This window comes from Rhodopseudomonas palustris, assembly GCF_003591005.1.
Taxonomy (GTDB): Bacteria; Pseudomonadota; Alphaproteobacteria; order Rhizobiales; family Xanthobacteraceae; genus Rhodopseudomonas; species Rhodopseudomonas palustris_K.
In genome coordinates this window covers 12,782-35,889 of sequence record NZ_QYYD01000003.1, presented here as the reverse complement: position 1 = coordinate 35,889, position 23,108 = coordinate 12,782, and the positions used below count along the sequence as shown (strand labels likewise).

Here is a 23,108-nt window from a genome sequence, read left to right as displayed (position 1 = left end):
ATGCTCACCCTCGCCTCACTCTGGATTCCGTTCACGCTGATCGCCGCGCTCGGCCAGGTCGCGCGCAACGCGATGCAGCGCTCGCTGACCGGGCCGCTCGGCACCTGGGGCGCCACCAATATCCGCTTCCTGTTCGGGTTTCCGTTCTCGATCCTGTTCTTCGGGCTGGTGATCGCCATGACCGGCGATCCCATCCCATGGCCAAGCGCAGCGTTCTGGCCGTGGCTGCTGGTCGGCGCGCTGGCGCAGATCCTCGCCACCGGCCTGATGCTGGCGGCGATGAACGAACGCTCCTTCGTGGTCACCACCGCGTATTTGAAAACCGAGGCGATCCAGACCGCGATCTTCGGTTTCGTGTTCCTGGGCGATCATCTCAATCTGTGGAAGGTCGTGGCGATCCTGATCGCCACCGTCGGCGTGGTTGTTACCGCGCTCCGCCCCGGTAGCGAGCGCAACCTCGCCAGCCTGCGGCCGACTCTGCTCGGCCTCGCCGCGGCCGCAGCGTTCGCGCTGTCGGCGGTCGGGTTTCGCGGCGCTATCATCGTGGTGCCGGGGGTGACGTTCGTCACCGCCGCGAGCTTCACGCTGGTGTTCGCACTCGGCGTGCAGACGCTGGTGCTGTCGATCTATCTGCTGGCGCGGGCGCCGAATGTGCTGCGCGACATTCTGCGGCTGTGGAAGCCGTCGATGCTGGCCGGATTCGTCGGCGCGTTCTCGTCGCAGTTCTGGTTTCTGGCGTTCGCGCTGACCGCCGCCGCCAATGTGCGGACGCTGGCGCTGGTCGAGGTGCTGTTCGCCCAGGCGGTGGCTTACTATTCGTTCAAGCAGCCGCTGTCGGCACGCGAACTCGGCGGCACCGCGCTGATCGTACTCGGGGTGGCGCTCCTGGTCGCGGCGTGATCACTTCATCACCTTCGTCGCTAAGCCACGCGATGATACAAAGAGTTCGTCATTCCGGGGCGCGAGCGCAAGCTCGCGAGCCCGGAATCCATACTCCGCAGCGTGAGCGGAGAAGACCCGTGCGGGAATCACTTCGGCGATATCGAGAGCGCGGGGGATACGGATTCCGGGCTCGCGCTTCGCGCGGCCCGGAATGACGAATGGGAGGTTTTGCTTAACTAGACTAGCGGCTCCAGCGTCAGTTCCGGTCGTCCGGCAGCACCGGCAGCGGCGCCACTTCGATGCCTTCTTCGATCAGCGCCTTGGCCTCGGTCGGCGAGGCCTCGCCGTAGATCGGGCGGTGTTCGATGTCGCCGTAATGCATCTTGCGCGCCTCCTCGGGGAAGCTGTCGCCGACATTGTCGGCGGTCTTGACGATGTGGTCGCGCAGTTCCTTGAGCTTGGCGCGCAGCTCGCGCTCCTGTGCCATCAGCAGCGGCGTCGGCGACACCTCGGCGCTCGCGGCCGCCTCGGGCGCAGCAGCCGGCGACGGCGCTTCGACCGGCTCCGGCGCCCGACCACGGCCCTTCTTCCCGACGATACGCGGCGCCATGATGGCCTTCTCGACCTTGGTCGAATCGCACGTCGGGCAGTTCACCAGCTTGCGCCGGACCTGCGAGTCATAGGCCGAGGAGCTTTGAAACCAGCTCTCGAACTCATGCCCACCGTCGCAGCGCAGACTGTAACGGATCATGGCTGGCTCCGGACCAGATGCAGATAGTCCGGGCCGGCGTTCGGATCGGCGAGGGTGAAGCGGCGGCCGTGCTGCAGCGACGGGATCTTGCCGCGCGCCTTGGTCACCTCGGCCGGATCGATCCGCGCCATGATGAAGCCGGGGTCGATGCCGCCCTCGGCCAGCACCTTGCCCCACGGATCGATGATCAGCGAATGGCCGTAGGTCTCGCGCTTGTTTTCGTGCAGGCCGCCTTGCGCGGCGGCGAACACGAAGCAGCCGTTCTCGATGGCGCGGGCGCGCAGCAGCACGTGCCAATGCGCCTCGCCGGTCGGCTTGGTGAACGCCGCCGGCACCGCCAGGAACGACGCGCCGGCCTCGGCGAGCGCGCGGTACAGCGCCGGGAAGCGCACGTCGTAGCAGATCGTCAGCCCGATCCGGCCCCACGGCAGGTCGGAGATCACCGCGGTTTCGCCGGGCTGGTAGTTCGCCGACTCGCGATAGCTCTCGCCATTGCCGAGATCGATGTCGAACATGTGGATCTTGTCGTAGCTCGCCAGGATGCTGCCGTCGGGCGCGATCAGGAACGAGCGGTTGACGGCGCGGTCTGGCGAGGCGCGCAGTGCCAGAGAGCCGATATGCAGATGAATGCTAAGCTCACGCGCCAGCTCGCGATAGGCCTTCAGCGACGCGTCGCTGTCCTGCTCGGCGAGGTGCTCGAACAGCTTTTCGCGATTGAGCTGCATCATGTTGCTCACCTCGGGGGTGAGCACATAGTCGGCGCCTGCGGCTGCCGCCTCGCGGATCAGCGCGGTGCCCTGCTCCAGACTCGGCCCAGGCTCGAGGCCGGTGCGCATCTGCACCAGCGCAGCATTGAACGGCGCGGCTTCGCTCATGAGGTGGCCGTTTCGCCGGCGAGCATCGCGTCGAGCTTGCCCTCGCGGTCGAGTGCGTAAAGGTCGTCGCAGCCGCCCACATGGATGCCGCCGATGAAGATCTGCGGATAGGTCGAGCCCGGATGGGTGCGCTCGTCCATTTGCTGGCGATAGGCCGGATCGACCGCGACGTCGTACTCCGTGAACGCCGCCTTCTTTCGGTTCAGCAGCGACTTGGCGGCGCTGCAATAGCCGCAGCCGGGGCGCGTGAAGATCTCGATCGCAGCGGGCATCGCGGCTCCATGGTCGTGAGTGTGGGACGGGCGGTCAAAGCAAGATACGGATTATATGGGAGATTTCAGCATCTCCACAACCCGGGCAAAGACCAAGACGTCGACCGAACGGGCCTTGGCGCGCAGCAGTGCCCGGGCGCAGGCGTCGACCGTGGCGCCCGAGGTCAGCACGTCGTCGACCAGCACCACCCGCCGGCCCTGCACCTCGGCCTTGCGGGCGGGCGGAACCTTGAAGGCGCCCTGGACATTGGCGGCGCGCTCGGCGCGCGACAGCCCGATCTGGTGTGCGGTCGGCCGCACCCGCCGCAACGCGTCGATCGCCACCGGCACGCCCGTTTGCTTGCCGATCACGCGCGCCAGCGCGCCGGACTGGTTGTAGCGCCGCGAGAAGCTGCGCCGCCAATGCAGCGGCACCGGAACCAGCAGGTCGGCATCGCGCAGCAGCGTCTCGCCCGCATGTGCCATCCACCGCCCCATGGTCGGCGCCAGATCGGTGCGATCGTGGAATTTGAGCGCGTGCACCAGCGTCTTGGCGATGTCGTCATAGCGCACGGCGGCGCGGGCCCGCGCATAGGCCGGCGGATCGGCGATCGCCTGCATCGACAGGATGCCGGGGCCGGGGTCGTAGACGAACGGGATGCCGAGTTTTTCGCAATAAGGCGGCGCGATGAACGACAACTGCGACCAGCATTGCGCGCATAGCCCGTCGCCCGCCACCGGCTCACGGCAAGCGACGCACAGTGTCGGCAGCGCGACGTCGAGCGCCAGCTTCGTTGCACGGTGCCAAACCCCGCGCACGGCGCCAAGCGCCCGGCCTAGGCGGCTGCCGTCCGCTGTATGGTCCGAACCCTTTAGCGCGTTCGCCTGCATGGCGAAAGGCTAGCGTCGCGCCATGCGCCGTCAAGGCTGACAAACCGGGTAGTGTCCGGCGCCCGAATGTCGCACAAGGGGGCCCCGCCGCACGCAGGAGAGCGCAGATGTCCGATCGAGACGACAAGACCAGCGATAACATCACGTATGTCGATCTGCCGGGCGCCCCGCACGTCTATTTCGACATCGCGCCGGCGCATGGCGTGATGGCCAACAATGTCGAGATCGAACTGGCCATGCGCACGCTCAATCCGCTGCCGGACGGCAGCGTCGAAGTGAAGTTCGTCACCGCCGGCCGGCTGCGCTGCAGCCAGGCCGGCGCGCTGCATTTGCGCAACGCGCTCGACGCCGTGCTGAAGATGTTCGAGGCCTCGAAGGGCCCGGCTGCCGCCGCCAAGCTGAACTGAGACGACCATTGCCGATGGCCATCATGCTCCCCACCTGCCGGCCATGACCGACGTCGCCCCCATCCTGTTCGACCGCCGCCTGCTCGCCGAGCGTCAGGCTCGCGCCCGCCTCTCCGGCCCCGAGAGTTTCTTGCTCGACCGCGTCACCGAGGAGATGGACGACCGGCTGCACGCCGTGTTGCGCGACTTCAGGCAAGTCGCCGACGTCTGGACGCCCGGCGCGGCGCTGCCGCCGGGGCGCTTCCCGTCGATCCAGCATGTCGACCTCGATGCCGCAGGCGACGAGGCGCTCGGGCTCGCGCCGGGGTCGCTCGATCTGGTGGTATCGGCGCTGGCGCTGCAATTCGCCAACGACCTGCCGGGCGTGCTGGCGCAGATCCGCCGCGCGCTGAAGCCCGACGGGCTGCTGCTGGCGGCGCTGACCGGCGGCGACACGCTGATGGAGCTGCGCGAAGCCTTCTCGGTCGCCGAGGCCGAGGTCGAAGGCGGCGTGTCGCCGCGCGTTGCGCCGGCCGCCGACCTGCGCGACCTCGGCGCGCTGCTGCAACGCGCCGGCTTCGCGCTGCCGGTCACCGATGTCGACCGCGTCGTGGTGCGCTACGACCACGCCTTCGCACTGATGCAGGATTTGCGCCGGATGGGCGCCACCAATGTGCTGGTCGAACGCCGCAAGACCCCGCTGCGCCGCGCCACGCTGACCCGCATGGCCCAGATCTACGCCGAGCGCTTCAGCGACCCCGACGGCCGCATCCGCGCCACCTTCGAGATCATCTGGCTGTCCGGCTGGTCGCCGCACGAAAGCCAGCAGCAGCCGCTGAAGCCGGGCTCGGCGAAGGCAAGCCTGGAGCAAGCGGTGAAGGGGCTGATGCCGAAGTAGTTCGTTCTCTGACGAGGAGCGGATGCTAAATCGTCAGGGTGTGTAGCCCGCATGAGCGAAGCGATATGCGGGTTGTTGCAGGCCCGCATGTCGCTTCGCTCATGCGGGCTACGGTTCGTCCTACATCAACAATTCGACCAGCGGCGGGATCAGCGGGATGTCCGCCGGCGGCATCGGGTAGTCACGGAGTTTGTTGGCGCGGACCCAGGCGAGCTCCTGGCCTTCGCGCGGCATCACCTGGCCGTCCCAGCGCCGGCACACATACAGCGGCATCAGCAGATGGAAAGTCTCATAAGCGTGGCTGGCGAAGGTCAGCGGCGCCAGGCAGGCTTCCTTCACCGTGATGCCGAGTTCCTCGTCGAGCTCACGGATCAGCGCCGCCTCCGGCCGCTCCCCGGGATCGAGCTTACCGCCGGGAAACTCCCACAGCCCGCCGAGCTGCTTGTGCTTGGGCCGCTGCGCGATCAGCACGCGATTATCAGCATCGATCAGCGCGACGGCGACGACGAGAAGGAGGTTCACAGATTTTGTCATTCCGGGACGCGCCTCGAAAGCGCGTTCACGCGCGTCTTCGACGCGCTTCTGGCGCCGGCCCGGAATGACGTTGAAAGTTTGTGCGTGAAACTCACGACCGGTAATCACCATTGATCGCGACGTATTCCTTGGTCAGGTCGCAGGTCAGCACGCGATCACGCCCCTTGCCGAGGCCCAGCGCGACTTTGATCTGAATCTCGGGCTTCTTCATCGCGGCCGAGACTTCCTTCTCGTCGTAAGACGGATCGCGCGCGCCGGCCTTCGCGACGCGGATACCGTTGAACGAGATCGAGAGCTTGTCGCGGTCGGCCGGCTCGCCGGCCTTGCCGACCGCCATCACCACGCGGCCCCAATTGGCATCCTCGCCGGCGATCGCGGTTTTCACCAGCGGCGAGTTGGCGATCGACATCGCGATCTTGCGGGCCGAGGCCGGTGTTTTCGCGCCCTCGACCACGATCTCGACGAGCTTGCGGGCACCCTCGCCGTCTCGCGCGACCTGCTCGGCGAGATCGGCCAACACGGCGTTGAACGCTTTCACGAACGCCTTCAGCCGCGGGTCCGAGGCTCGTGAAATCTTCGGCGCGCCGGCTTTGGCAGCGGCGCCGGTCGCGAACGCCAGCAGCGTGTCGGAGGTCGAGGTGTCGCCGTCGATGGTCACGGCATTGAATGTATCAGCGACGCCGGCCTTCAGCAGCGCCTGCAGGCACGAGGCGGACAGCGGCGCGTCGGTGAAGATGAACGACAGCATCGTCGCCATGTCGGGCGCGATCATGCCGGCGCCTTTGGCCATGCCGTTGATGGTGACCTTGGTGGTGCCGATCTTCACCGTCTTGGTCGCCACCTTTGGGAAAGTGTCGGTGGTCATGATCGCCTTGGCGGCGTCCATCCAGTGGCCTGGCTCGGCGGTCTCGGCGAGCTTGCCGAGCACGCCGTCGAACTTGGTGGCGTCGAGCGGTTCGCCGATCACGCCGGTTGAAGCGAGGAAGACTTCGTCGGTCTTGCAGCCGATCGCCTTGGCGGCGATCGAGGCGGTCAGCGCGGTCGATTGCCGGCCGTTCTTCCCCGTGAAGGCGTTGGCGTTGCCGGAATTGACCACCAGCACCCGCGCGGTGCCGCCCTTCAGCTTGTCGCGGCACCATTCGACCGGCGCCGACGGGCACTTCGATTTGGTGAACACGCCCGCAACCGTGGTGCCCGGATCGAGCGCGACCAGCAGCACGTCGGTGCGCCCCTTGTAGCGGATGCCGGCCGCGGCTGTGCCGAGGCGAACGCCGGCAAGGTCCGGCAGCGTGGGAACGTTGGTGGGCGCGAGCGGCGAAACGGAGCTGGACATCGGAGCGCTTTCGGCAGGTTCAGTGGAGCCCCGCGGCGCGGAGCCCCACCCCTGTCTCACAGCCGCATGGCATTGAGAAGAAAAATTCCGATCGCAGCCACTGCCGCGCCACGAGTCGTCCCCGCGCAGGCGGGGACCCATAAACCCCTGTCCTGCCGATTGACGCAGGGCCTCGACCGCACCGCTCTTATCGAGAGGCTGCGGCGTATGGGCCCCGCCTGCGCGGGGACGACGTGGGGAGAGGGACGTTGCGAAAAACGCCGAGTGCTTACACCCGCTCGAGCGCGACCGAGACCTTCGGGCCATTCTTGATGGTCTGATACACGACGCAATAGCGCTCGGTGAGCTTCAGCAGCAGATCGAGCTTGTCCTGCGGCGCGTCGGTGCCGACCTCGAAGCGCAGCCGGATTTCACGGAAGCCGACCGGGGCCTCCTTGTCGATGCCGAGCGCGCCGCGCACGTCGAGATCGCCTTCGGCGCTGACGCGGGCCACGCTCAGTGGCAACTCGAGCGCGGTGGCGACGGCTTTCAGCGTCACTCCGGCACACGCTACCAGCGCTTCCAGCAGCATGTCGCCGGAGCACAAATCGCCGCCTGAGCCACCGGCCGAAGGATGCAGCCCGGCTGTGGCCAGTCCGCGCCCGGTCTCGAGCTTGCAGGCGATGCTATCGCCGTCGACCGCGCCATTGGCCCGCAGCGTGATCAGCGCCGCGGCCGGGTCCGATTTGAAGCGTTCCTTCAGTGGCGCCTGCGTGGCGCGCAACGTGGCTGCGTCCATGGTCTCCCTCCCGTTTTGCGATTTTTGGGTATCTAATGCCCGAATTCGCCGGCTGTCACCTCGCCTGACGTCCGTCCGGCCGGACCGGACCCGGGCAGGCGCAGCTGATCACGCGGAATTTCGTGACAGCATCCGCGGCGTCCGATATCCGGGATCGTCATGGACAAAGTTGCCACAGCTTCGAAGCCGGCCGCCGACGAGCGGTTCGATACCCAGCGGATCTCCGCCGCGATCGCCGGATTGGCGGAGCAGCACGCCGGCAACGACCAGCTCTTCCGCACCGCGCTGGCGCAATTGATGAAGGCCGAACTGGCAACCGCGCGCGCCGAGGCCGAAGCGCAGCTTTTGCGCGATCGCCATGGCCGGCGCTGCGCCGAACGGCTGTGCCACGTCCAGGACGAGATCATCCGGCTGCTGTTCATGGCGGCCACCAAGTATCTGTACAACTCGCCGACGCCGTCGAGCTCGGAGCGGATGTCGGTGGTGGCGACCGGCGGCTATGGCCGCGGCCTGATGGCGCCGGAGTCCGACATCGATCTGTTGTTCATCCTGCCCTACAAGCAGACCGCCTGGGGCGAACAGGTCGCCGAAGTGGTGCTGTACTCGCTGTGGGACATCGGCCTGAAGGTCGGCCACGCGACGCGCTCGGTCGACGAGTGTATCCGTCAGGCGCGCGCCGACATGACGATCCGCACCGCGATCCTCGAAACCCGCTTCCTCGCCGGCGACGACGCGCTGTACGCCGAGCTGGTTTCACGCTTCGACAAGGAAGTGGTCGAAGGCACCGCCGCCGAGTTCGTCACCGCCAAGCTCGCCGAGCGCGAGGAGCGGCATCGCCGCTCCGGCCAATCGCGCTATCTGGTCGAACCCAACGTCAAGGACGGCAAAGGCGGACTACGCGACCTGCACACGTTGTTCTGGATTGCCAAATACGTCTACCGCGTCCGCGAGACCAGCGAATTACTTGCACGCGGGGTGTTCGATCCGGTGGAATTTCGCACCTTCCGCCGCTGTGAGGATTTTCTGTGGTCGGTGCGCTGCAATCTGCACTTTGTGACGCGGCGACCCGAGGAGCGGTTGTCGTTCGATCTGCAGCGCGAGATCGGCGTGCGGCTCGGCTACACCTCGCATCCGGGCATGCAGGACGTCGAGCGCTTCATGAAGCACTACTTCCTGATCGCCAAGGAAGTCGGCAACCTCACCGCGATCCTGTGCGCCAAGCTGGAAGATCAGCAGGCCAAGCCGGCGCCGGCGCTGACCCGGATGATGGCGCGGCTGCGCCCCGGCACGACGCGCCGCCGCGTGCCGGAGTCCGACGATTTCGTCATCGACAACAACCGCATCAATTGCGCGATGCCGGACGTGTTCAAGCACGATCCGGTCAACCTGATCCGGATCTTCCGGCTGGCGCAGAAGAACAACCTCGCGTTCCATCCCGACGCGATGCGCTCGGTGACGCGCTCGCTGGCGCTGATCAATCCGCAGCTGCGCGACAATCCCGAAGCCAACAAGCTGTTCATCGAGATCCTGACCTCGGACAACGCCGAGCCGGTGCTGCGCCGGATGAACGAGACCGGCGTGCTCGGCCGCTTCATCCGCGCATTCGGCCGCATCGTCTCGATGATGCAGTTCAACATGTATCACAGCTACACGGTCGACGAGCACCTGATCCGCTGCGTCGGCAATCTGCAGGAGATCGAGCGCGGCGGTAACGACGAGTTCATTCTGTCGTCCGACCTGATCCGCAAGATCCGTCCCGACCACCGCGCCGTGTTGTATGTCGCGGTGCTGTTGCACGACATCGCCAAGGGCCAGCCGGAGGATCACTCGGTCGCCGGCGCGCGAATCGCGCGGCGGCTGTGTCCGCGGCTCGGCTTTAATGCGGCCGACACTGAACTGATCGCCTGGCTGATCGACAAGCATCTGGTGATGTCGACGGTGGCGCAGTCGCGCGATCTGTCCGACCGCAAGACCATCGAAAACTTTGCCGCCGTAGTCGAGTCGGTCGAGCAGATGAAGCTGCTCACGATCCTCACCACCGCGGACATTCGCGGCGTCGGTCCCGGCGTCTGGAACGGCTGGAAGGCGCAGCTGATCCGCACCTTGTACTACGAGACCGAGCCGGTGCTGACCGGCGGCTTCTCCGAGGTCAATCGCGCCGAGCGCATCCGCAGCGCGCAGGCCGAATTCCGCGCCGCCTTCACCGAATGGCCCGAAGACGAGCTCAACGCCTATGTGGCGCGGCACTACCCGGCTTACTGGCTCAAGGTCGAACTGCCGCGCAAGATCCGCCACGCCCGCTTCCTGCGTGCCTCAGAACAGGCCGGCCACAAGCTGGCGATCAATGTCGGCTTCGACGAGGCCCGCGGCGTCACCGAACTCACCATCCTGGCGGTCGACCATCCCTGGCTGCTGTCGGTGATCGCCGGCGCCTGCGCGTCGGCGGGCGCCAACATCGTCGACGCCCAGATCTACACCACCACCGACGGCCGCGCGCTCGACACCATCTCGATCAGCCGCGAATACGACCGCGACGAGGACGAGGGCCGCAGAGCCACCCGGATCGGCGAGATGATTGAGGAGGTGCTGGAAGGCAAGCTGCGGCTGCCCGAAGCCGTGGCGCGCCGCGCCACCACTGGCAAGACCAAGCTGCGCGCCTTCGTGGTCGAGCCGGAAGTCTCGATCAACAACAACTGGTCGGACCGCTACACGGTGATCGAGGTCTCGGGTCTCGACCGCCCCGGCCTGCTGTATCAACTGACCACGGCGATCTCGAAGCTCAACCTCAACATCGCTTCGGCGCACGTCGCCACCTTCGGCGAGCGCGCCCGCGACGTGTTCTACGTCACCGACCTGCTCGGCGCACAGATCACCGCGCCGACCCGGCAAGCCGCGATCAAACGCGCGCTGGTGCACTTGCTGGCCAACGGCGACGCTGAGCGGAAGCCGGCGGCCTAGTGCGGCTCTGCTACTAATAGGATCGGAACCGGCAAGGCGGTGTCGCGACCCAGCACGGCCTCATGGAGAGGGGCGCGGTGCGCCGTTTCGATCCATGCGCCGCTGGTGCTGCGTGGCGCCAACTTTCGAGCGCTGGCTTCGCCGCTCCTCAGAGCGGGACCGCAAATGCACTCGAAGCAATCGAGTACTTTGCTCTTAAGTCGTCATGCCCGGCCTTGTGCCGGGCATCTACGCCTTGCAGAAGGAAATGCATCAAAAGGCATGGATGGCCGGGACAAGCCCGGCCATAAGGTCGGCTCCCACAGTGGGCGCTTACTTCTGCAATTCGGCGAGCGGCGCGACGAAATCGGCCTCGACGCCGGATTGGTGATAGGTCACGCGTGCGCCGCCGGTGCCGGCCAAGCCCATCTTCAAGAGCCGCGAGCCGAAACCCTGGCGAGTCGGCGGTGCGACCTCCGGGCCTCCGGTCTCGCGCCAGCGCATGCGGAACACCTCGCCGTCACCGTCCGGCTCGATCGCCCAGGCGATCTCGACCCGGCCGCTGTCGTTCGACAGCGCCCCGTATTTGACGGCGTTGGTGGTGAGTTCGTGCAGCAGCAACGACAGCGACAGCGTCGCACGCGAGCCCAGCGTCACCCACTCGCCCGCAATGTCGAACCGTCCGGCATCGTCGAAGCTGCAGATCGCGGCCTCGACGATGCTGACGACCTGGGCGGGCCGCCAGTCCTGTTGCAGCAGCACGTCGTGCGCCATACTGAGCGCCATCAGCCGGTCGGAAAATGCCCGAACCGGGGTTTGATCAGGCACGTTCTTCAACGTCTGCGACGCCACCGCCTGCACCAGCGCCATGGTGTTCTTCATGCGATGGCTGAGTTCGTCGTTGAGCACCCGCTGCTGCGCCTCGGCGCGAAGCCGCGCCGCGCCCATCTCGATACGGTCGGCGATGTTGCGCAGATAGGTCAGCGTCTCGGGCGGCCAGCTTCGCGGCTCACCGGCGTGAACAATCAGCATCGCCACGGTGCGGCCGTGATCGATCACCGGCACGTTGACCAATGAGCGGATATCCAGCCGCAGCAGTGGTTCGGTGTAGCTCGCCGTCGCCGGATCCGTCGTGACGTCCCCGATCACCAACATCTCGCCGCGCAGCACGCCGTCGAGCAGCTTGTCGCCGTATTCGGCGATGCGGTGACGCCCGGCGGCCGACTGCACGCCCGGAGCGGTCCAGTCCGGCTCGATGTCGACGAATGCGCCGGTCTCATCGAACCGGCCGAACGCGGCACGGCCGACCCTGAGGGTCTGGCCGATCACCGCCGTCGCGGCCCGGGTGACATCGCCGATGCTGGCGGCGTCACGGAGCCGGTCGCCGATCTCGAGCAGACCGTTGCGCCGGATCTCGGCTTCCTTCTGTTCGATCAGCAGGCTGTCGCGCTGCGCCACCGCGCGGCGCAATTCCAACTGCGCGACCACTTGGCGACCGAGAACGCGCAGCGCGCTTGCCTGCGCGGCAGACAGGCCGTTCGGCCGCGGCCGTGTATCGATCGCGCACAGGCTGCCCAGCACATGGCCATCGGCGGTGCGTAGCGGGGCACCGGCATAGAACCGGATGAACGGCTCGCCGGTGACGAGCGGATTATCTCGCGATCGCTCATCGGCCGCGAGGTCGGGTACCACCAGGAGATCGGGTTCTATCAACGCGTGGGCGCATACCGAGCTGTTCAGATCGGTCTGGCATTCGTCGAACCCGATCCGCGCCTTGAACCACTGCCGGTCGTGCGTCACCAGGCTGACCAGCGCTACCGGCGTCTCGCAGATCAGGGTCGTCAGTTCGACGATGTCGTCGAATCCCTGCTCGGGCGGCGTGTCGAGAACCGCGAACCGGGACAGAGCCGCGAGCCTCTCGCGATCGAATGTGTAATCCGGCGGTTCCAACGGAACTCCAACAGGCGTTTGTTAGCGGCCTTTTAGCCGATCCCGGAAGACCGACAAGTGCTATTCGCAACGGCCGCCAGGCGTCGCAAGGCTTCTAGCTCAGCCGATTCGCCTGACCATGCAGCCTGCGCGCCAGCGGCCGGCCGGTCCATTCCCGGCGACCGCTCGACCCGGATCGACGCATGACATGCCAGAGCGACCGGGAGGTGTTTCGGGTCGCCGGCCAGCTTGCGCGTTGTGACGGCGGACCACGCAGAACGCGGAACCGCGCCTCTTGACAGCACTCTGTCAATTCGACAGCATGCTGTCATGTCAAAAGGTCAGTTGCCCCCATTCGACCACCCGACTAACGCGTTGGTGCTGGAAGTTTTCCGGCTCAATGGCGCGCTGATTCGGATCGGTGACGCGCTGGTCAAGCCGCTCGGCCTCACCAGCGCGCGGTGGCAGGTGTTGGGCTCGATCGCGCATGGCGGCGGGACGTTCTCTGTGGCGCGGCTGGCGGACAATATGGGCCTGGCCCGGCAGTCGGTTCAGCGCATCGTCGACGAACTCGCCGAAGCCGGCCTGGTCGGCTTCGAACCCAATCCGGCGCACAAGCGCGCCAAGCTGGTGGTGATGACCCCGCGCGGCCAGCGCGCCTTTTCCCGTGCGACCGAGCTGTGGCAGCCGATTGCCGAAGCTTTGGCTGGCGAGCTCGGGTCACGCGATATCCGCAAGACTACCGACAACCTGGCCGCTCTGCGGACGCGGCTGGACGATCACTCGCAACAAGGAAACCCGGAATGATCAAGAAGATTCACCCGGTGGCGGGGTTCATCGCCTTTTTCACCATTCTCAGCTTCTGGCTGTCTACCATCGTTTCCGAGATCCAGGGCGATGTCGCGACGATCGCGGCTGTCAAGCTCGCGATCGTGCAAGGACTGCTGTTGCTGGTGCCGTCGATCGCCCTCGCCGGTGCCACCGGCTTCAAGCTCGGCGGCAAGTCGCCCCATCCCGACATCGTCCGCAAACGCAGGCGGATGCCGATCATCGCCATCAACGGCATCGTCGTTCTGATCCCATGCGCAATCTTTCTGCAGCAACGCGCCGCCGCCGGTCAGTTCGACCAGAGCTTCATTGTGGTGCAGGCGATCGAGCTCGTCGCAGGCGCGATCAACCTGGCGCTGCTCGGCCTCAACATCCGCGACGGCTTCCGGCTGACCCGCCGCTTCGCACCGGCGCGGGCCTGACTCCACCTGACAGGCAGGGAGAGCAGCCGTGACACCAGAAAGCACTCCAGATCGCTACGGCTTCGTCGCGGTCTCGATCCATTGGCTCAGCGCGATCCTGATCCTCGTCCTGCTGGTTTCAGGTTTCGGGGCCGCCGGGACTGACGACGTCGCCGCAAAAGCTGCCGCGTTGCGTATCCATCTGCCGATCGCCGCATTGGTACTGGTGCTCACGGCGCTGCGGATTGCGTGGTGGCTCGGCTTCGACCTCAAACCGGATCCGCTGCCCGATGTCCCGGGCGGGTTGCGGGAGAGCGCCGCGCGCGTCGTGCACCTGCTGCTGTATGTCGTGCTGCTCGGGATGGTCGCGAGCGGCATCGGCATGATGCTGCGAAGCGGCGCCGTTCCGATCGTGTTCGGAGCCGACCCTGCGGCACTCCCCGACTTCTGGCGCTATCGGCCGCGCGTGCCGCATGGCCTGGGTGCGCGGCTGCTGGTCGGCCTGCTGACATTTCACATCGCGGCTGCCCTGTACCATCACTATATCCGTCGCGACGGAATGCTGCGGCGGATGTGGTTCACGCATTGAGCTGCCGCGGGTCGATCACGACCGGCTGTTACGCCCCACCGGACCGTCAAGTGCGAGCCGCAACATGCGTGCGAGATCGGCGCGGCGATACGGTTTCTCAAGCAGCGGGGCACCCTGCGCGCCAACGCTCTGCTGCTCGAGAACCCTGTCGCCGTAGCCCGATGTAAACAGCACCTTGAGGTGCGGCCGATACTTGCGCAGCTCATCGGCGAGTTGCGCGCCGTTGATCGCACCGCCCAACATCACGTCGGTGAACAGCAGATCGAACTCGATCTCGTCGTAGACCATCGCCATCGCCTGGGCGGCGCTGGCGGCCGCATGTGTGGTGTAGCCGAGCGCCGCCAGATCGGTCAGCACGTAGCTGCGTACCAGCACGTCGTCCTCGACCACCAGGATCGCTTCGCGGCCGCCTTGCGCGGCCGGCGCCGGCACAGTGGCGGCGCTACCCTGCGCAGAAGCCGACGGCAAATACAGCCGGATCGCAGTCCCGGTGCCTTCCTGGCTGTGGATTTCGATGTGACCGCCCGACTGCTTGACGAATCCGTACACCATGCTGAGCCCGAGCCCGGTGCCTTCGCCGACCGCCTTGGTGGTGAAGAACGGCTCGAACACGCGGTCGCGGATCGAGGCCGGGATACCGGTGCCGGTGTCGGTGATAACCAGGACGACGTAGCACCCCGGCGTGACCTCGTCATGCTGCTCGGCATACACCTTGTCGAGATTGACGTTGGCGGTCTCCAGCAGCAAGCGCCCGCCGCCCGGCATGGCGTCGCGCGCATTGATGGCGAGGTTGAGCAGCGCGCTCGACAGCTGTGACGGATCGGCCAACGCCGGCCACAAGCCGGGCGCCGGGCGAAAATCGATCTCGATCGTGCCGCTGAAGGTCGAGCGGAGCAGCCGCGCGGTTTCCTCCATCAGCGCGTTGACGTCGATGCTGCGCGGCTGCAGTGGCTGCTTGCGGGCGAAGGACAGCAGGCCGTTGGTGAGATCGCTGGCACGCGCCACCGCCTGATCGACCATCAGCGCCACCTCCTTGAGGGCTGGCCGATCACTGACGCCCTCGGTGAGGATTTCGATGCCGCCGGTCAGCACCGTGAGGATGTTGTTGAGATCATGGGCGACACCGCCGGTGAGTTGGCCGATCGCCTGCATTTTCTGCGCCTGACGCAGTTGCCGCTCGGCTTCCTTGAGCGCGGTGATGTCGCGATACACGATGACGGCGCCGCCGAAGCTGCCGTCGGGGTTCTCGATCGGTCGGGCGCTGGCGACGAGCTGGATCAGCGGCGCGTCGTCGCCCTGGCGGATCCCGAGATCGACATTGTCGAAGCTCTCGCCGCGGCGTGCCCGCGACGACGGGCTGTCGTCATCGGGCATCGGCGTCACGCCGTCGGCCTTGAACCGCTTGTATTTGCTGCTCCACTGGTCCGAGCCGATTTCGGCCGCCTCGCCGAACAGTGCGAGGCAGCGAGGATTGGCGAACACGCGATTGCCATTGCCGTCGATCACCGCGACCGCGTCGGCCATGCTGGCGATGATCTTGTCGAGCTGCTCAGATTTGGCGCGTAGCGCCTCGGTGGCGCTGTCGATCTCCGACGTCATGTGCTCGAACGCCGTGGCGAGCCGCAGCGTCTCGCCGCTCAGCCCGCGAGGCACCGCGATCTGTCCGGTGTGTGCGAACTGCTCCACCGCGGCGGTGAGTTGCACCACGGGCCTGGCCAGTGAGCGCGACAGCAGCACCGAGACCAGCACGGCCACCAGGCCGGCGACCAGCGCGACGATCAGGCTGGCGCTCTGCAGCGCTTTCGCGGGCGCCATGATGGTGTCGAACGCGATGGTTTCGATCACGCCCGCACGCATGCCGTTGGGAAAGCGGACCAGGCCGATCACTGCCGCGACGCGCAGCCCGTCGGGCGCAGTGAGCACGGCGGCCGCGCCGTTCTTGTTACCAAGCGCCGCCGCCAGGGCCGGGAAATCGTCCTGCCAGCGGCCGGCCGCATAGGTCGGTACGATGCGGCCCTCGCGCAGATTGGCCAGATACGGCCCGTCGCCGTCGACAATGTAGGATCGCGTGTCTTCGCTCAGCGCGGCCCGAATGCGCTCGAAGGTCGGACGCATATCGACCTCGAGCACGATCAGCCCGAACGGCTCATTGGCGGCCGTACGGACAGGCGTCGCAAAGATCACCACCGGCGCCGCAGTCGTTGCATCCGCCGGATCGCCCCTGGTCCACGTCATTTCGACCTCGCGCTCGGCCAGCGCGATGCCGCGGCGAAAGAACTCTTCGTGACCGAGCCGCCGCAATTCGGCCGCCGACACGATGCGCGGCGAGCGATCAGAGGTGTTGCGATCGACCCGAACCAGCTCCCGCCCACCATCGGCAACGCCGATGTAGCGATAGCGCAAAATGCCGGGCTTGGCCGTCATCTGCCCGGCATAGATCTCGGCGAGCGTGCGCCGTGCCGACTCCTCCGCCAAGCCGTCCTGCGGATCGATGCCGCCGCTGGCCTGCGCGCGCTGGATCCGCTGGTGCGACGGAAACGTCCGAGCCGCAAGCGTTTCATTGCGCACTGTACTGAGCAACGCGTCGATGCCGCCGATCCGCGCCTTGGTTTGATCCGCGAGGCGCTGAATGCCGGCCGGCACCATCGCGTGCCCGATATTGGCGTAGGAGAGCAGGCCGAGCGCCGCCACCGTGCATAACACCAGCGCCGTCATCGCCAGCATCAGGCGCACCGACAAACGCATCGTCCGGCCTCCTGATGTCGGGGAAGTCCGCAACCTACCGGAACGCGGCGCCGTGCGCCACTAAGGCAGACTTAGTCTGAAGATTTAGCCGGACTGCGAAACGAACGTCACCTTAATGCATCGCTTACTCCGGGATCTGGCCAAATCCCTCCCCGACCGGCAATGGCCGGGTGCGGATCAGCCGGGAATCTTCGACCGCAGCCTGACGATGTTTCACCGCCTCGCGATACACCGGATCGCGGATCATCTCGACGAACGCCGACACGCTCGGATATTTGGCGATGAACATGTGATCCCAGCGCTCGCTCTGCGGGCCGATCAGCATCAGTTCGAACGCACCCTGCCAGACCACTTTGCCGCCGAGCCTGGAGAACACCGGCAACGAATCGCGGCCGTAAGCGGCGTAAGCCTCAGCTCCGGTTGCCTCGCGGCCATCCGGGTAGGTCGCCCGCGGTTTCAGCCGCACCAGATTGAGCATATGGATCGGCCCGGCGCGATCGTTGTCGCGAAACTGCGCAAAAATCTCCTTGGTCGGATCGATATGCCCCGTCATGCGCCACCTCCGGTTTGCTTTGAATCGGTTTGGTCGTGCTAGTATCACACCGAAGCCGTCGATGTCTGCGGGAGCCTGCGCGTGAACCTTGTTGCCGCCCTTCTCGTCGCGCTGATCGCAGCGCTGCACGTGTTCTTCCTCGTGCTGGAGATGTTTCTGTGGACCAAGCCGCTCGGCCTCAAGGTGTTTCGCAACACCCCCGACAAGGCCGCGGCCTCCGCCGTATTGGCCGCCAATCAGGGGCTGTACAACGGCTTCCTCGCCGCCGGACTGGTCTGGTCGCTGCTGAATCCCAATCCCGCGGTGGCGCAGCAGCTCGCAACGTTCTTCCTCGGTTGCGTCGTCGTCGCCGGATTGTACGGCGCATGGACCGTGAGTCGCCGCATTCTCTACATCCAGGCGGCGCCCGCCGTGCTCGCGCTGATCACGGTCTGGATCGCGTAGTCGGCAACGCATGCTGCATCGCACAGAGCAACAAAGTGGAACAGACAGCCCCGACGGCATTGCCAGCCTCCGGGCGCTGATCCACACTCCCTGCTAACGGCGGCAGGCAAACGCCGCCGGTCATAAGCCAGAGGGAGTAGACCAGCGATGAAGAGCCTGTATCAGGCCGCCGTAGCGGCTCTTGCGACCGTTGCGCTGACCGCCGCGCCCGCCGCGGCGCAGAAGAAGTACGATCCCGGCGCCACCGACACGGAGATCAAGATCGGCCAGACCGTGCCGTTCTCGGGCCCCGCCTCGGCCTATGCGGGCATCGGCAAGACACAGGCCGCCTATATGCGGATGATCAACGAGCAGGGCGGCATCAACGGCCGCAAGGTCAATCTGATCCAGTACGACGACGCTTACTCCCCGCCCAAGGCCGTCGAGCAGGTCCGCAAGCTGGTCGAAAGCGACGAGGTGCTGCTGACCTTCCAGATCATCGGCACGCCGTCCAACGCTGCGGTGCAGAAATATCTCAACCAGAAGAAGGTGCCGCAGCTGCTGGCCGCCACCGGCGCGACGCGCTTCACGGATCCGAAGAACTTCTCCTGGACGATGGGTTTCAACCCCAACTACCAGACCGAAGGCCGGATCTACGGCCGTTACATCCTGCAGAACCATCCCGACGCCAAGATCGGGATCCTGTTCCAGAACGACGATCTTGGTCGTGACTACGTCGCCGGGCTGCGAGCGGCGCTCGGCGACAAGGCCGACAAGATGATCATCGCGGAGGCGTCCTACGAACTCACCGACCCGACCGTGGATTCCCAGATCGTCAAGCTGAAGTCCGCCGGCGCCACGCTGCTGTACAACGCCTCGACACCGCGCTTCGCCGCGCAGGCGATCAAGAAGGTCGCCGACCTCGGTTGGAATCCGGTGCATATTTTGGACATCAACGCCAGTCCGGTGTCGGCGACCTTGAAGCCAGCCGGCCTCGACATCTCCAAGGGCATCATCAGCGTCAATTACGGTAAGGACCCCGCTGATCCGCAATGGGCCAATGACGAGGGCGTTAAGAAGTATTTCGCCTTCATGGACAAGTACTATCCCGAGGGCGACAAGCTCAACACCGTCAACAGCTACGGCTACAGCACCGCTGAGCTTCTGGTGACGATCCTGAAGCAATGCGGCGACGACCTCACCCGCGACAACGTCATGAAGCAGGCCGCCAACATCAAAAATTTCGTCGGTGACCTGGCGTTGCCGGGCATGGCGGTGAATACCTCGCCGACCGACTTCCGCGTCAACAAGCAATTGCGGATGATGAAGTTCAACGGCGAACGCTGGGAACTGTTTGGACCGATCATCGAGGACAATGCCGCGATGTAAGATCGAAGGTGTCCCGGTGCGATGCCTGCCGCATCGCACCGGCGCTCATCCCAAAGGTACCTTTCATCCGACGTCATCAGCACGGGGCACCAGCCCCGGACAACTAATCAGTAACTGCGTCATCGGCAATGCGTAGCCTCCCCCTGAGTCCGGCTGACGTCGTTCAAAACACGACAGACAGGTCTTCCGAATCGTCGTCGAATGCGGCGGTGGCAAACGCTATCTCAGCGAGCGAATCGGGAGCGCCGCGCGTCGCGGCGAAAACACGATGAACGCAGAAACCAGCCGCTATTTCACCGTCGAACAACTCGAAGAGCTGGCCGTCGCCAAATACATCGAAGCGGCGCTGACGCCGGAAGGCGACGAGCGTGAAGAACTGCTTCTGGCGGCCAAGCGCTTCGCCAGCCGCGCCAAGATGAAGAGCTGGCTGATGGGCGAAATGGGCATCGCCCCGCCGCGGCGGGACTATCATTAAGGGGCGAGACAAGCGGCGCCGCCGCGTCGACCGGATCCGGTTGTGGTTCAACCGTATTGGCTCTCGGACAGCTTGCCACAAGCACCACCTCATGGTGAGGAGGCGCATAGCGCCGTCTCGAACCATGTAGCCTCGGGCGTTGCCTGGCCCCATCCTTCGAGACGCCCGACTTCGCCGAGCTCCTCAGAGCCTGGCTCAAAACTAAAGCCGGCTTCACAGCCGCATTTTACGGTCGGCTAATTTGCTCACAAACTTCGTCATGGCCGGGCTTGTCCCGGCCATCCACGCCTTTTCTGCATTTCCTTCAGCAAGGCGTGGATGCCCGGCACAAGGCCGGACATGACGCGTGGATAGGAACGTGCCTAATTTTAAGGGCCGCATTTTCGGCCAGCCTCTCAGGATGAGGACTCGGTGCAAGTGGAGAGGGTGGTCTGCTTCCATCAAGCGACGCAGCGCCTAAGTGGCTTACTCCCACGGGATCAGGCTGACTTCACGCTGCAGGCGGTCCATTGCGATCATCACTGCGGCGCCGGCGAATTCGCGGCTGGCGCCGCCGGGATCGACCGAAATGACCTTCCAATTCGCGCGGTTGTTGTCGTCGTCCGGCAGGCAACCAGCGATGCGGATCGCCTCCACCTTGTCGCAATGACGCTGCTGGCGGACATCGATCAGCATCAAATGTTCGATCTCGTCGGCGGTCTTGAGCACGCGGGTCATGGCTCGCTTTCTTGGCAGCGCTGCCCAGCCTGTATTGCAGCTCCATGCGCCGGCCATTTGAGATGTCTCAATTCGCCGGCTCGGCGCGACCCGCTGCCGCGTTGTGGAACCCGGTTTTAACCATGGCTTTACCAGGCCTTAAACCCGGTCCGCTACGGTCCGCTGATCGATCGGCACGGGCGTGGCGTATGGCGTTGGGCAAAAAGAAAGCCGGCGAACGGCGGGAGCCGACATTTGGCGGCTTCGCGGAATCGCTTGCGGGCCTGCGTATCAGTCCCGACGACAGGGTGAACGTGGCCGACGACGACATGCCGAAAAAACCGAAAGCGTCAGCCGGCAAATCGACCGGCCGCAGCAAATCCAAAGCCAAACCGCGCCGCAAAGGCGGGTTCCGCCGCTTCGTCACCGGCACGGTGTACTGGACTGCCGTGGTCGGGATCTGGGGCGTGCTCGCCGTGGTCGGCGTGATGGTCTGGGTCGGCGCCCATCTGCCGCCGATCCAATCGCTGGAGATTCCCAAGCGGCCGCCGACCATCACGATCGTGGGGATGGACGGCACCCAGCTCGCGGTGCGCGGCGAGATGGCCGGCACCAATGTGTCGCTGAAGGAGTTGCCGCCATATCTGCCGAAGGCGTTCATCGCCATCGAGGACCGGCGGTTCTATCAGCATTTCGGCGTCGATCCGGTCGGCATCGCCCGCGCCGCGGTCGCCAACGTGCTGCACCGGGGCGTGTCGCAGGGCGGTTCGACGCTGACGCAGCAGCTCGCCAAAAACCTGTTCCTGACCCAGGACCGCACCATCACCCGCAAGCTGCAGGAAGTCGAGCTGGCGCTGTGGCTGGAGCGCAAGCACTCCAAGACCGAGATTCTCGAACTGTATCTCAATCGGGTCTATTTCGGCTCGGGTGCCTACGGCATCGAGGCGGCGGCGCAGAAATACTTCGGCAAATCCGCCAGGGAGGTTTCACTGGTCGAGGCCGCGATGCTGGCCGGCTTGGTCAAGTCGCCGTCGCGGCTGGCGCCGAACCGCAACCCCGAAGGCGCCGAGAAGCGCGCCCAGATTGTACTGGCCGCGATGGCCGACGCCGACTTCATCACCGACAAGCAGGCGCGGACCGCGATCGCCAATCCGGTCTACACGGTCAAGCCGACCGGCGCGGGCACCATCAATTACGTGGCCGACTGGATCACCGAAGTGCTCGACGATCTGATCGGTCAGATCGACCAGTCGGTGGTGGTCGAGACCTCGATCGATCCGAAGCTGCAAGCAGAAGCCGAGGCCGCGATCATCGACGAACTCGCCGCCAAAAGCGTCAAGTTCAAGGTGTCGCAGGGTGCGCTGGTGGCGATGACGCCGGGCGGCGCGGTGCGCGCCATGATCGGCGGCCGCAACTACGCCGACAGCCAGTTCAACCGCGCCGTCACCGCCAAGCGCCAGCCCGGCTCGGCGTTCAAGCCGTTCGTGTACCTGACCGCGGTCGAGGCCGGGCTGACGCCGGAGACGATCCGGCAGGACGCGCCGCTCGATCTCAAGGGCTGGAAGCCGGAGAACTACACCCACGAATATTTCGGCTCGGTGACGCTGACCCAGGCGCTGGCGATGTCGCTCAACACCGTGGCGGTGCGGCTCGGACTCGAAGTCGGGCCGAAGAACGTGGTCCGCACCGCGCACCGGCTCGGCATTGCCTCCAAGCTCGAAGCCAACCCGTCGATCGCGCTCGGCACCTCCGAAGTGACGCTGCTCGAGCTGGTCGGCGCTTATGCGCCGTTCGCTAATGGCGGGCTGACGGTGTCGCCGCATGTGGTGACCCGGATCCGCACCGCGCAAGGCAACAAGGTCGTTTACGCGCGGTCTTCCGATGCGCCGGCGCGCGTCGTCGATGCCCGCGCGGTCGGGATGATGAACACGATGATGCAGGAGACGCTGCAGTCGGGCACGGCCAAGAAGGCAGACCTGCCGGGCTGGAGCGCCGCCGGCAAGACCGGCACCAGCCAGGATTTCCGCGATGCCTGGTTCATCGGCTACACCGGCGCGCTGGTCACGGGCGTCTGGCTCGGCAATGACGACAACTCGCCGACCAAAAAGGCGACTGGCGGCGGCCTGCCGGTCGACGTCTGGACCCGGTTCATGCGCGAGGCCCTGAAGGGCACGGCGCCGCAGCCGCTGCCGGGCGGCTGGAGCGGCGGGCCGCTGGTGGCGAGCGGCGCCGCCGCGCCTACGAGCTCCGGCATCGGCGGTGCGATCGGCGGCTTCCTGACCGGCGGCGCGGTGCCGGCAGGCGGCACCATCGCGCAGGCCGGTCCGCGCGGCGAAGCCCAGGTCACCAACATGCCTCCGCCAAACGCAAACCGCACGCCGCCGCCGACGCGTGCGAACGTTCGGCCAGAGGCGGATGCGGGGCTCGATGGCTGGCTGATGGATCGGTTGTTCGGGCGGTGATGCGCTGGCCGGCAGCTGATCTCAGCATGCGCGGCAGCCCTCACCCCAACCCTCTCCCGCAAGCGGGAGAGGGAGCGCGCCGCAAGCGGAGCAACGTCTGCT

At 65.9% G+C, this 23,108-nt stretch carries 22 protein-coding genes; 11 read left to right on the top strand and 11 right to left on the bottom strand.

Annotated features, from left to right (window positions below):
- Nucleotides 1–900, top strand: a complete 900-nt coding sequence (locus D4Q52_RS03590) for an EamA family transporter (RefSeq protein WP_119855187.1) — start codon at nt 1–3, stop codon at nt 898–900.
- Between the two features lie 238 nt (nt 901–1,138).
- On the opposite strand, the gene D4Q52_RS03585 is transcribed toward D4Q52_RS03590, so the two are convergent.
- From D4Q52_RS03585 to D4Q52_RS03570, 4 genes are read right to left on the bottom strand one after another with little or no spacing between them, the layout of a single operon-like run.
- Nucleotides 1,139–1,633 (bottom strand): DUF1178 family protein, encoded by a 495-nt coding sequence (locus D4Q52_RS03585; RefSeq protein WP_119855186.1) that lies wholly within the window; start codon nt 1,631–1,633, stop codon nt 1,139–1,141.
- Complete coding sequence (locus tag D4Q52_RS03580) at nt 1,630–2,508, bottom strand: carbon-nitrogen hydrolase family protein (protein ID WP_119855185.1); 879 nt, start codon at nt 2,506–2,508, stop codon at nt 1,630–1,632. Before D4Q52_RS03580 ends, D4Q52_RS03585 begins: the two co-directional genes overlap by 4 nt.
- The gene (grxC, locus tag D4Q52_RS03575; RefSeq protein ID WP_119855184.1) at nt 2,505–2,780 is read right to left on the bottom strand and encodes a glutaredoxin 3; all 276 of its coding nucleotides are present in this window, start codon (nt 2,778–2,780) and stop codon (nt 2,505–2,507) included. The genes D4Q52_RS03580 and grxC overlap by 4 nt, the downstream gene beginning before the upstream one ends.
- A 51-nt stretch (nt 2,781–2,831) precedes the next feature.
- Complete coding sequence (locus D4Q52_RS03570; protein WP_119855183.1) at nt 2,832–3,650, bottom strand: ComF family protein; 819 nt, start codon at nt 3,648–3,650, stop codon at nt 2,832–2,834.
- 107 nt (nt 3,651–3,757) lie between these two features.
- Between D4Q52_RS03570 and D4Q52_RS03565 the strand changes: the two genes are divergently transcribed.
- Both D4Q52_RS03565 and D4Q52_RS03560 read left to right on the top strand, forming a co-directional pair.
- Nucleotides 3,758–4,057 carry a hypothetical protein gene (locus D4Q52_RS03565; protein WP_119855182.1) on the top strand — a complete coding sequence of 100 codons (300 nt, stop codon included), beginning with the start codon at nt 3,758–3,760 and terminating at the stop codon, nt 4,055–4,057.
- A gap of 43 nt (nt 4,058–4,100) precedes the next feature.
- Nucleotides 4,101–4,934: a methyltransferase domain-containing protein gene (locus D4Q52_RS03560; protein WP_119855181.1), complete on the top strand. Its 834-nt coding sequence runs from the start codon at nt 4,101–4,103 to the stop codon at nt 4,932–4,934.
- Nucleotides 4,935–5,054: 120 nt separating this feature from the next.
- Here the strand turns inward: D4Q52_RS03560 and mutT are convergent, their stop codons facing one another.
- The 3 genes from mutT to D4Q52_RS03545 form a co-directional block, all read right to left on the bottom strand.
- Nucleotides 5,055–5,468 (bottom strand): 8-oxo-dGTP diphosphatase MutT, encoded by a 414-nt coding sequence (gene mutT / locus D4Q52_RS03555; protein ID WP_182915224.1) that lies wholly within the window; start codon nt 5,466–5,468, stop codon nt 5,055–5,057.
- A gap of 91 nt (nt 5,469–5,559) precedes the next feature.
- Nucleotides 5,560–6,801 carry a bifunctional glutamate N-acetyltransferase/amino-acid acetyltransferase ArgJ gene (gene argJ / locus D4Q52_RS03550; protein WP_119855180.1) on the bottom strand — a complete coding sequence of 414 codons (1,242 nt, stop codon included), beginning with the start codon at nt 6,799–6,801 and terminating at the stop codon, nt 5,560–5,562.
- Nucleotides 6,802–7,069: 268 nt separating this feature from the next.
- On the bottom strand, nt 7,070–7,579 hold the full coding sequence (locus D4Q52_RS03545) for an OsmC family protein (protein ID WP_119855179.1): 510 nt from the start codon (nt 7,577–7,579) through the stop codon (nt 7,070–7,072).
- Between the two features lie 159 nt (nt 7,580–7,738).
- Here D4Q52_RS03545 and D4Q52_RS03540 point away from each other — a divergent pair, with 159 nt between their 5' ends.
- Entirely contained in the window at nt 7,739–10,537 is a 2,799-nt protein-coding gene (locus D4Q52_RS03540) for a [protein-PII] uridylyltransferase (protein WP_119855178.1), read from the top strand.
- Nucleotides 10,538–10,849: 312 nt separating this feature from the next.
- On the opposite strand, the gene D4Q52_RS03535 is transcribed toward D4Q52_RS03540, so the two are convergent.
- Complete coding sequence (locus tag D4Q52_RS03535) at nt 10,850–12,466, bottom strand: sensor histidine kinase (RefSeq protein WP_119855177.1); 1,617 nt, start codon at nt 12,464–12,466, stop codon at nt 10,850–10,852.
- A gap of 309 nt (nt 12,467–12,775) precedes the next feature.
- Here D4Q52_RS03535 and D4Q52_RS03530 point away from each other — a divergent pair, with 309 nt between their 5' ends.
- From D4Q52_RS03530 to D4Q52_RS03520, 3 genes are read left to right on the top strand one after another with little or no spacing between them, the layout of a single operon-like run.
- Nucleotides 12,776–13,252 carry a MarR family winged helix-turn-helix transcriptional regulator gene (locus tag D4Q52_RS03530; RefSeq protein ID WP_119855176.1) on the top strand — a complete coding sequence of 159 codons (477 nt, stop codon included), beginning with the start codon at nt 12,776–12,778 and terminating at the stop codon, nt 13,250–13,252.
- Complete coding sequence (locus D4Q52_RS03525; protein ID WP_119855175.1) at nt 13,249–13,695, top strand: hypothetical protein; 447 nt, start codon at nt 13,249–13,251, stop codon at nt 13,693–13,695. The genes D4Q52_RS03530 and D4Q52_RS03525 overlap by 4 nt, the downstream gene beginning before the upstream one ends.
- Before the next feature lie 28 nt (nt 13,696–13,723).
- On the top strand, nt 13,724–14,263 hold the full coding sequence (locus D4Q52_RS03520; protein WP_119855174.1) for a cytochrome b: 540 nt from the start codon (nt 13,724–13,726) through the stop codon (nt 14,261–14,263).
- A gap of 15 nt (nt 14,264–14,278) precedes the next feature.
- On the opposite strand, the gene D4Q52_RS03515 is transcribed toward D4Q52_RS03520, so the two are convergent.
- Together D4Q52_RS03515 and D4Q52_RS03510 are read right to left on the bottom strand one after the other, a co-directional pair.
- Nucleotides 14,279–17,008, bottom strand: a complete 2,730-nt coding sequence (locus D4Q52_RS03515; protein ID WP_119855173.1) for a hybrid sensor histidine kinase/response regulator — start codon at nt 17,006–17,008, stop codon at nt 14,279–14,281.
- A gap of 124 nt (nt 17,009–17,132) precedes the next feature.
- Nucleotides 17,133–17,561, bottom strand: a complete 429-nt coding sequence (locus D4Q52_RS03510; protein WP_119855172.1) for a DUF1330 domain-containing protein — start codon at nt 17,559–17,561, stop codon at nt 17,133–17,135.
- An 81-nt stretch (nt 17,562–17,642) separates the two neighbouring features.
- Here D4Q52_RS03510 and D4Q52_RS03505 point away from each other — a divergent pair, with 81 nt between their 5' ends.
- From D4Q52_RS03505 to D4Q52_RS03495, 3 genes are all read left to right on the top strand, one after another.
- Nucleotides 17,643–18,005, top strand: a complete 363-nt coding sequence (locus D4Q52_RS03505) for a DUF1304 domain-containing protein (RefSeq protein WP_119855171.1) — start codon at nt 17,643–17,645, stop codon at nt 18,003–18,005.
- Between the two features lie 147 nt (nt 18,006–18,152).
- Nucleotides 18,153–19,373 carry an ABC transporter substrate-binding protein gene (locus D4Q52_RS03500; RefSeq protein WP_119855170.1) on the top strand — a complete coding sequence of 407 codons (1,221 nt, stop codon included), beginning with the start codon at nt 18,153–18,155 and terminating at the stop codon, nt 19,371–19,373.
- A 268-nt stretch (nt 19,374–19,641) separates the two neighbouring features.
- Entirely contained in the window at nt 19,642–19,848 is a 207-nt protein-coding gene (locus D4Q52_RS03495) for a hypothetical protein (protein WP_119855169.1), read from the top strand.
- A gap of 465 nt (nt 19,849–20,313) precedes the next feature.
- Here D4Q52_RS03495 and D4Q52_RS03490 read toward each other — a convergent pair whose 3' ends face one another.
- Entirely contained in the window at nt 20,314–20,565 is a 252-nt protein-coding gene (locus D4Q52_RS03490; RefSeq protein WP_119855168.1) for a hypothetical protein, read from the bottom strand.
- Between the two features lie 188 nt (nt 20,566–20,753).
- Between D4Q52_RS03490 and D4Q52_RS03485 the strand changes: the two genes are divergently transcribed.
- Nucleotides 20,754–23,006, top strand: a complete 2,253-nt coding sequence (locus D4Q52_RS03485; RefSeq protein WP_119855167.1) for a transglycosylase domain-containing protein — start codon at nt 20,754–20,756, stop codon at nt 23,004–23,006.
- The last annotated feature ends 102 nt before the right edge of the window (nt 23,007–23,108 follow it).

Bases quoted from the DNA above. Each gene is read 5' to 3' on its own strand.
- D4Q52_RS03490 (WP_119855168.1), bottom strand. From the start codon at position 20,565: ATGACCCGCGTGCTCAAGACCGCCGACGAGATCGAACATTTGATGCTG.
- argJ (WP_119855180.1), bottom strand. From the start codon at position 6,801: ATGTCCAGCTCCGTTTCGCCGCTCGCGCCCACCAACGTTCCCACGCTG.
- D4Q52_RS03545 (WP_119855179.1), bottom strand. From the start codon at position 7,579: ATGGACGCAGCCACGTTGCGCGCCACGCAGGCGCCACTGAAGGAACGC.
- D4Q52_RS03485 (WP_119855167.1), top strand. From the start codon at position 20,754: ATGGCGTTGGGCAAAAAGAAAGCCGGCGAACGGCGGGAGCCGACATTT.
- D4Q52_RS03560 (WP_119855181.1), top strand. From the start codon at position 4,101: ATGACCGACGTCGCCCCCATCCTGTTCGACCGCCGCCTGCTCGCCGAG.
- grxC (WP_119855184.1), bottom strand. From the start codon at position 2,780: ATGCCCGCTGCGATCGAGATCTTCACGCGCCCCGGCTGCGGCTATTGC.
- D4Q52_RS03530 (WP_119855176.1), top strand. From the start codon at position 12,776: ATGTCAAAAGGTCAGTTGCCCCCATTCGACCACCCGACTAACGCGTTG.
- D4Q52_RS03500 (WP_119855170.1), top strand. From the start codon at position 18,153: ATGAAGAGCCTGTATCAGGCCGCCGTAGCGGCTCTTGCGACCGTTGCG.
- D4Q52_RS03525 (WP_119855175.1), top strand. From the start codon at position 13,249: ATGATCAAGAAGATTCACCCGGTGGCGGGGTTCATCGCCTTTTTCACC.
- D4Q52_RS03585 (WP_119855186.1), bottom strand. From the start codon at position 1,633: ATGATCCGTTACAGTCTGCGCTGCGACGGTGGGCATGAGTTCGAGAGC.
- D4Q52_RS03495 (WP_119855169.1), top strand. From the start codon at position 19,642: ATGAACGCAGAAACCAGCCGCTATTTCACCGTCGAACAACTCGAAGAG.
- D4Q52_RS03590 (WP_119855187.1), top strand. From the start codon at position 1: ATGCTCACCCTCGCCTCACTCTGGATTCCGTTCACGCTGATCGCCGCG.
- mutT (WP_182915224.1), bottom strand. From the start codon at position 5,468: ATGACAAAATCTGTGAACCTCCTTCTCGTCGTCGCCGTCGCGCTGATC.
- D4Q52_RS03565 (WP_119855182.1), top strand. From the start codon at position 3,758: ATGTCCGATCGAGACGACAAGACCAGCGATAACATCACGTATGTCGAT.
- D4Q52_RS03540 (WP_119855178.1), top strand. From the start codon at position 7,739: ATGGACAAAGTTGCCACAGCTTCGAAGCCGGCCGCCGACGAGCGGTTC.
- D4Q52_RS03510 (WP_119855172.1), bottom strand. From the start codon at position 17,561: ATGACGGGGCATATCGATCCGACCAAGGAGATTTTTGCGCAGTTTCGC.
- D4Q52_RS03570 (WP_119855183.1), bottom strand. From the start codon at position 3,650: ATGCAGGCGAACGCGCTAAAGGGTTCGGACCATACAGCGGACGGCAGC.
- D4Q52_RS03580 (WP_119855185.1), bottom strand. From the start codon at position 2,508: ATGAGCGAAGCCGCGCCGTTCAATGCTGCGCTGGTGCAGATGCGCACC.
- D4Q52_RS03515 (WP_119855173.1), bottom strand. From the start codon at position 17,008: ATGCGTTTGTCGGTGCGCCTGATGCTGGCGATGACGGCGCTGGTGTTA.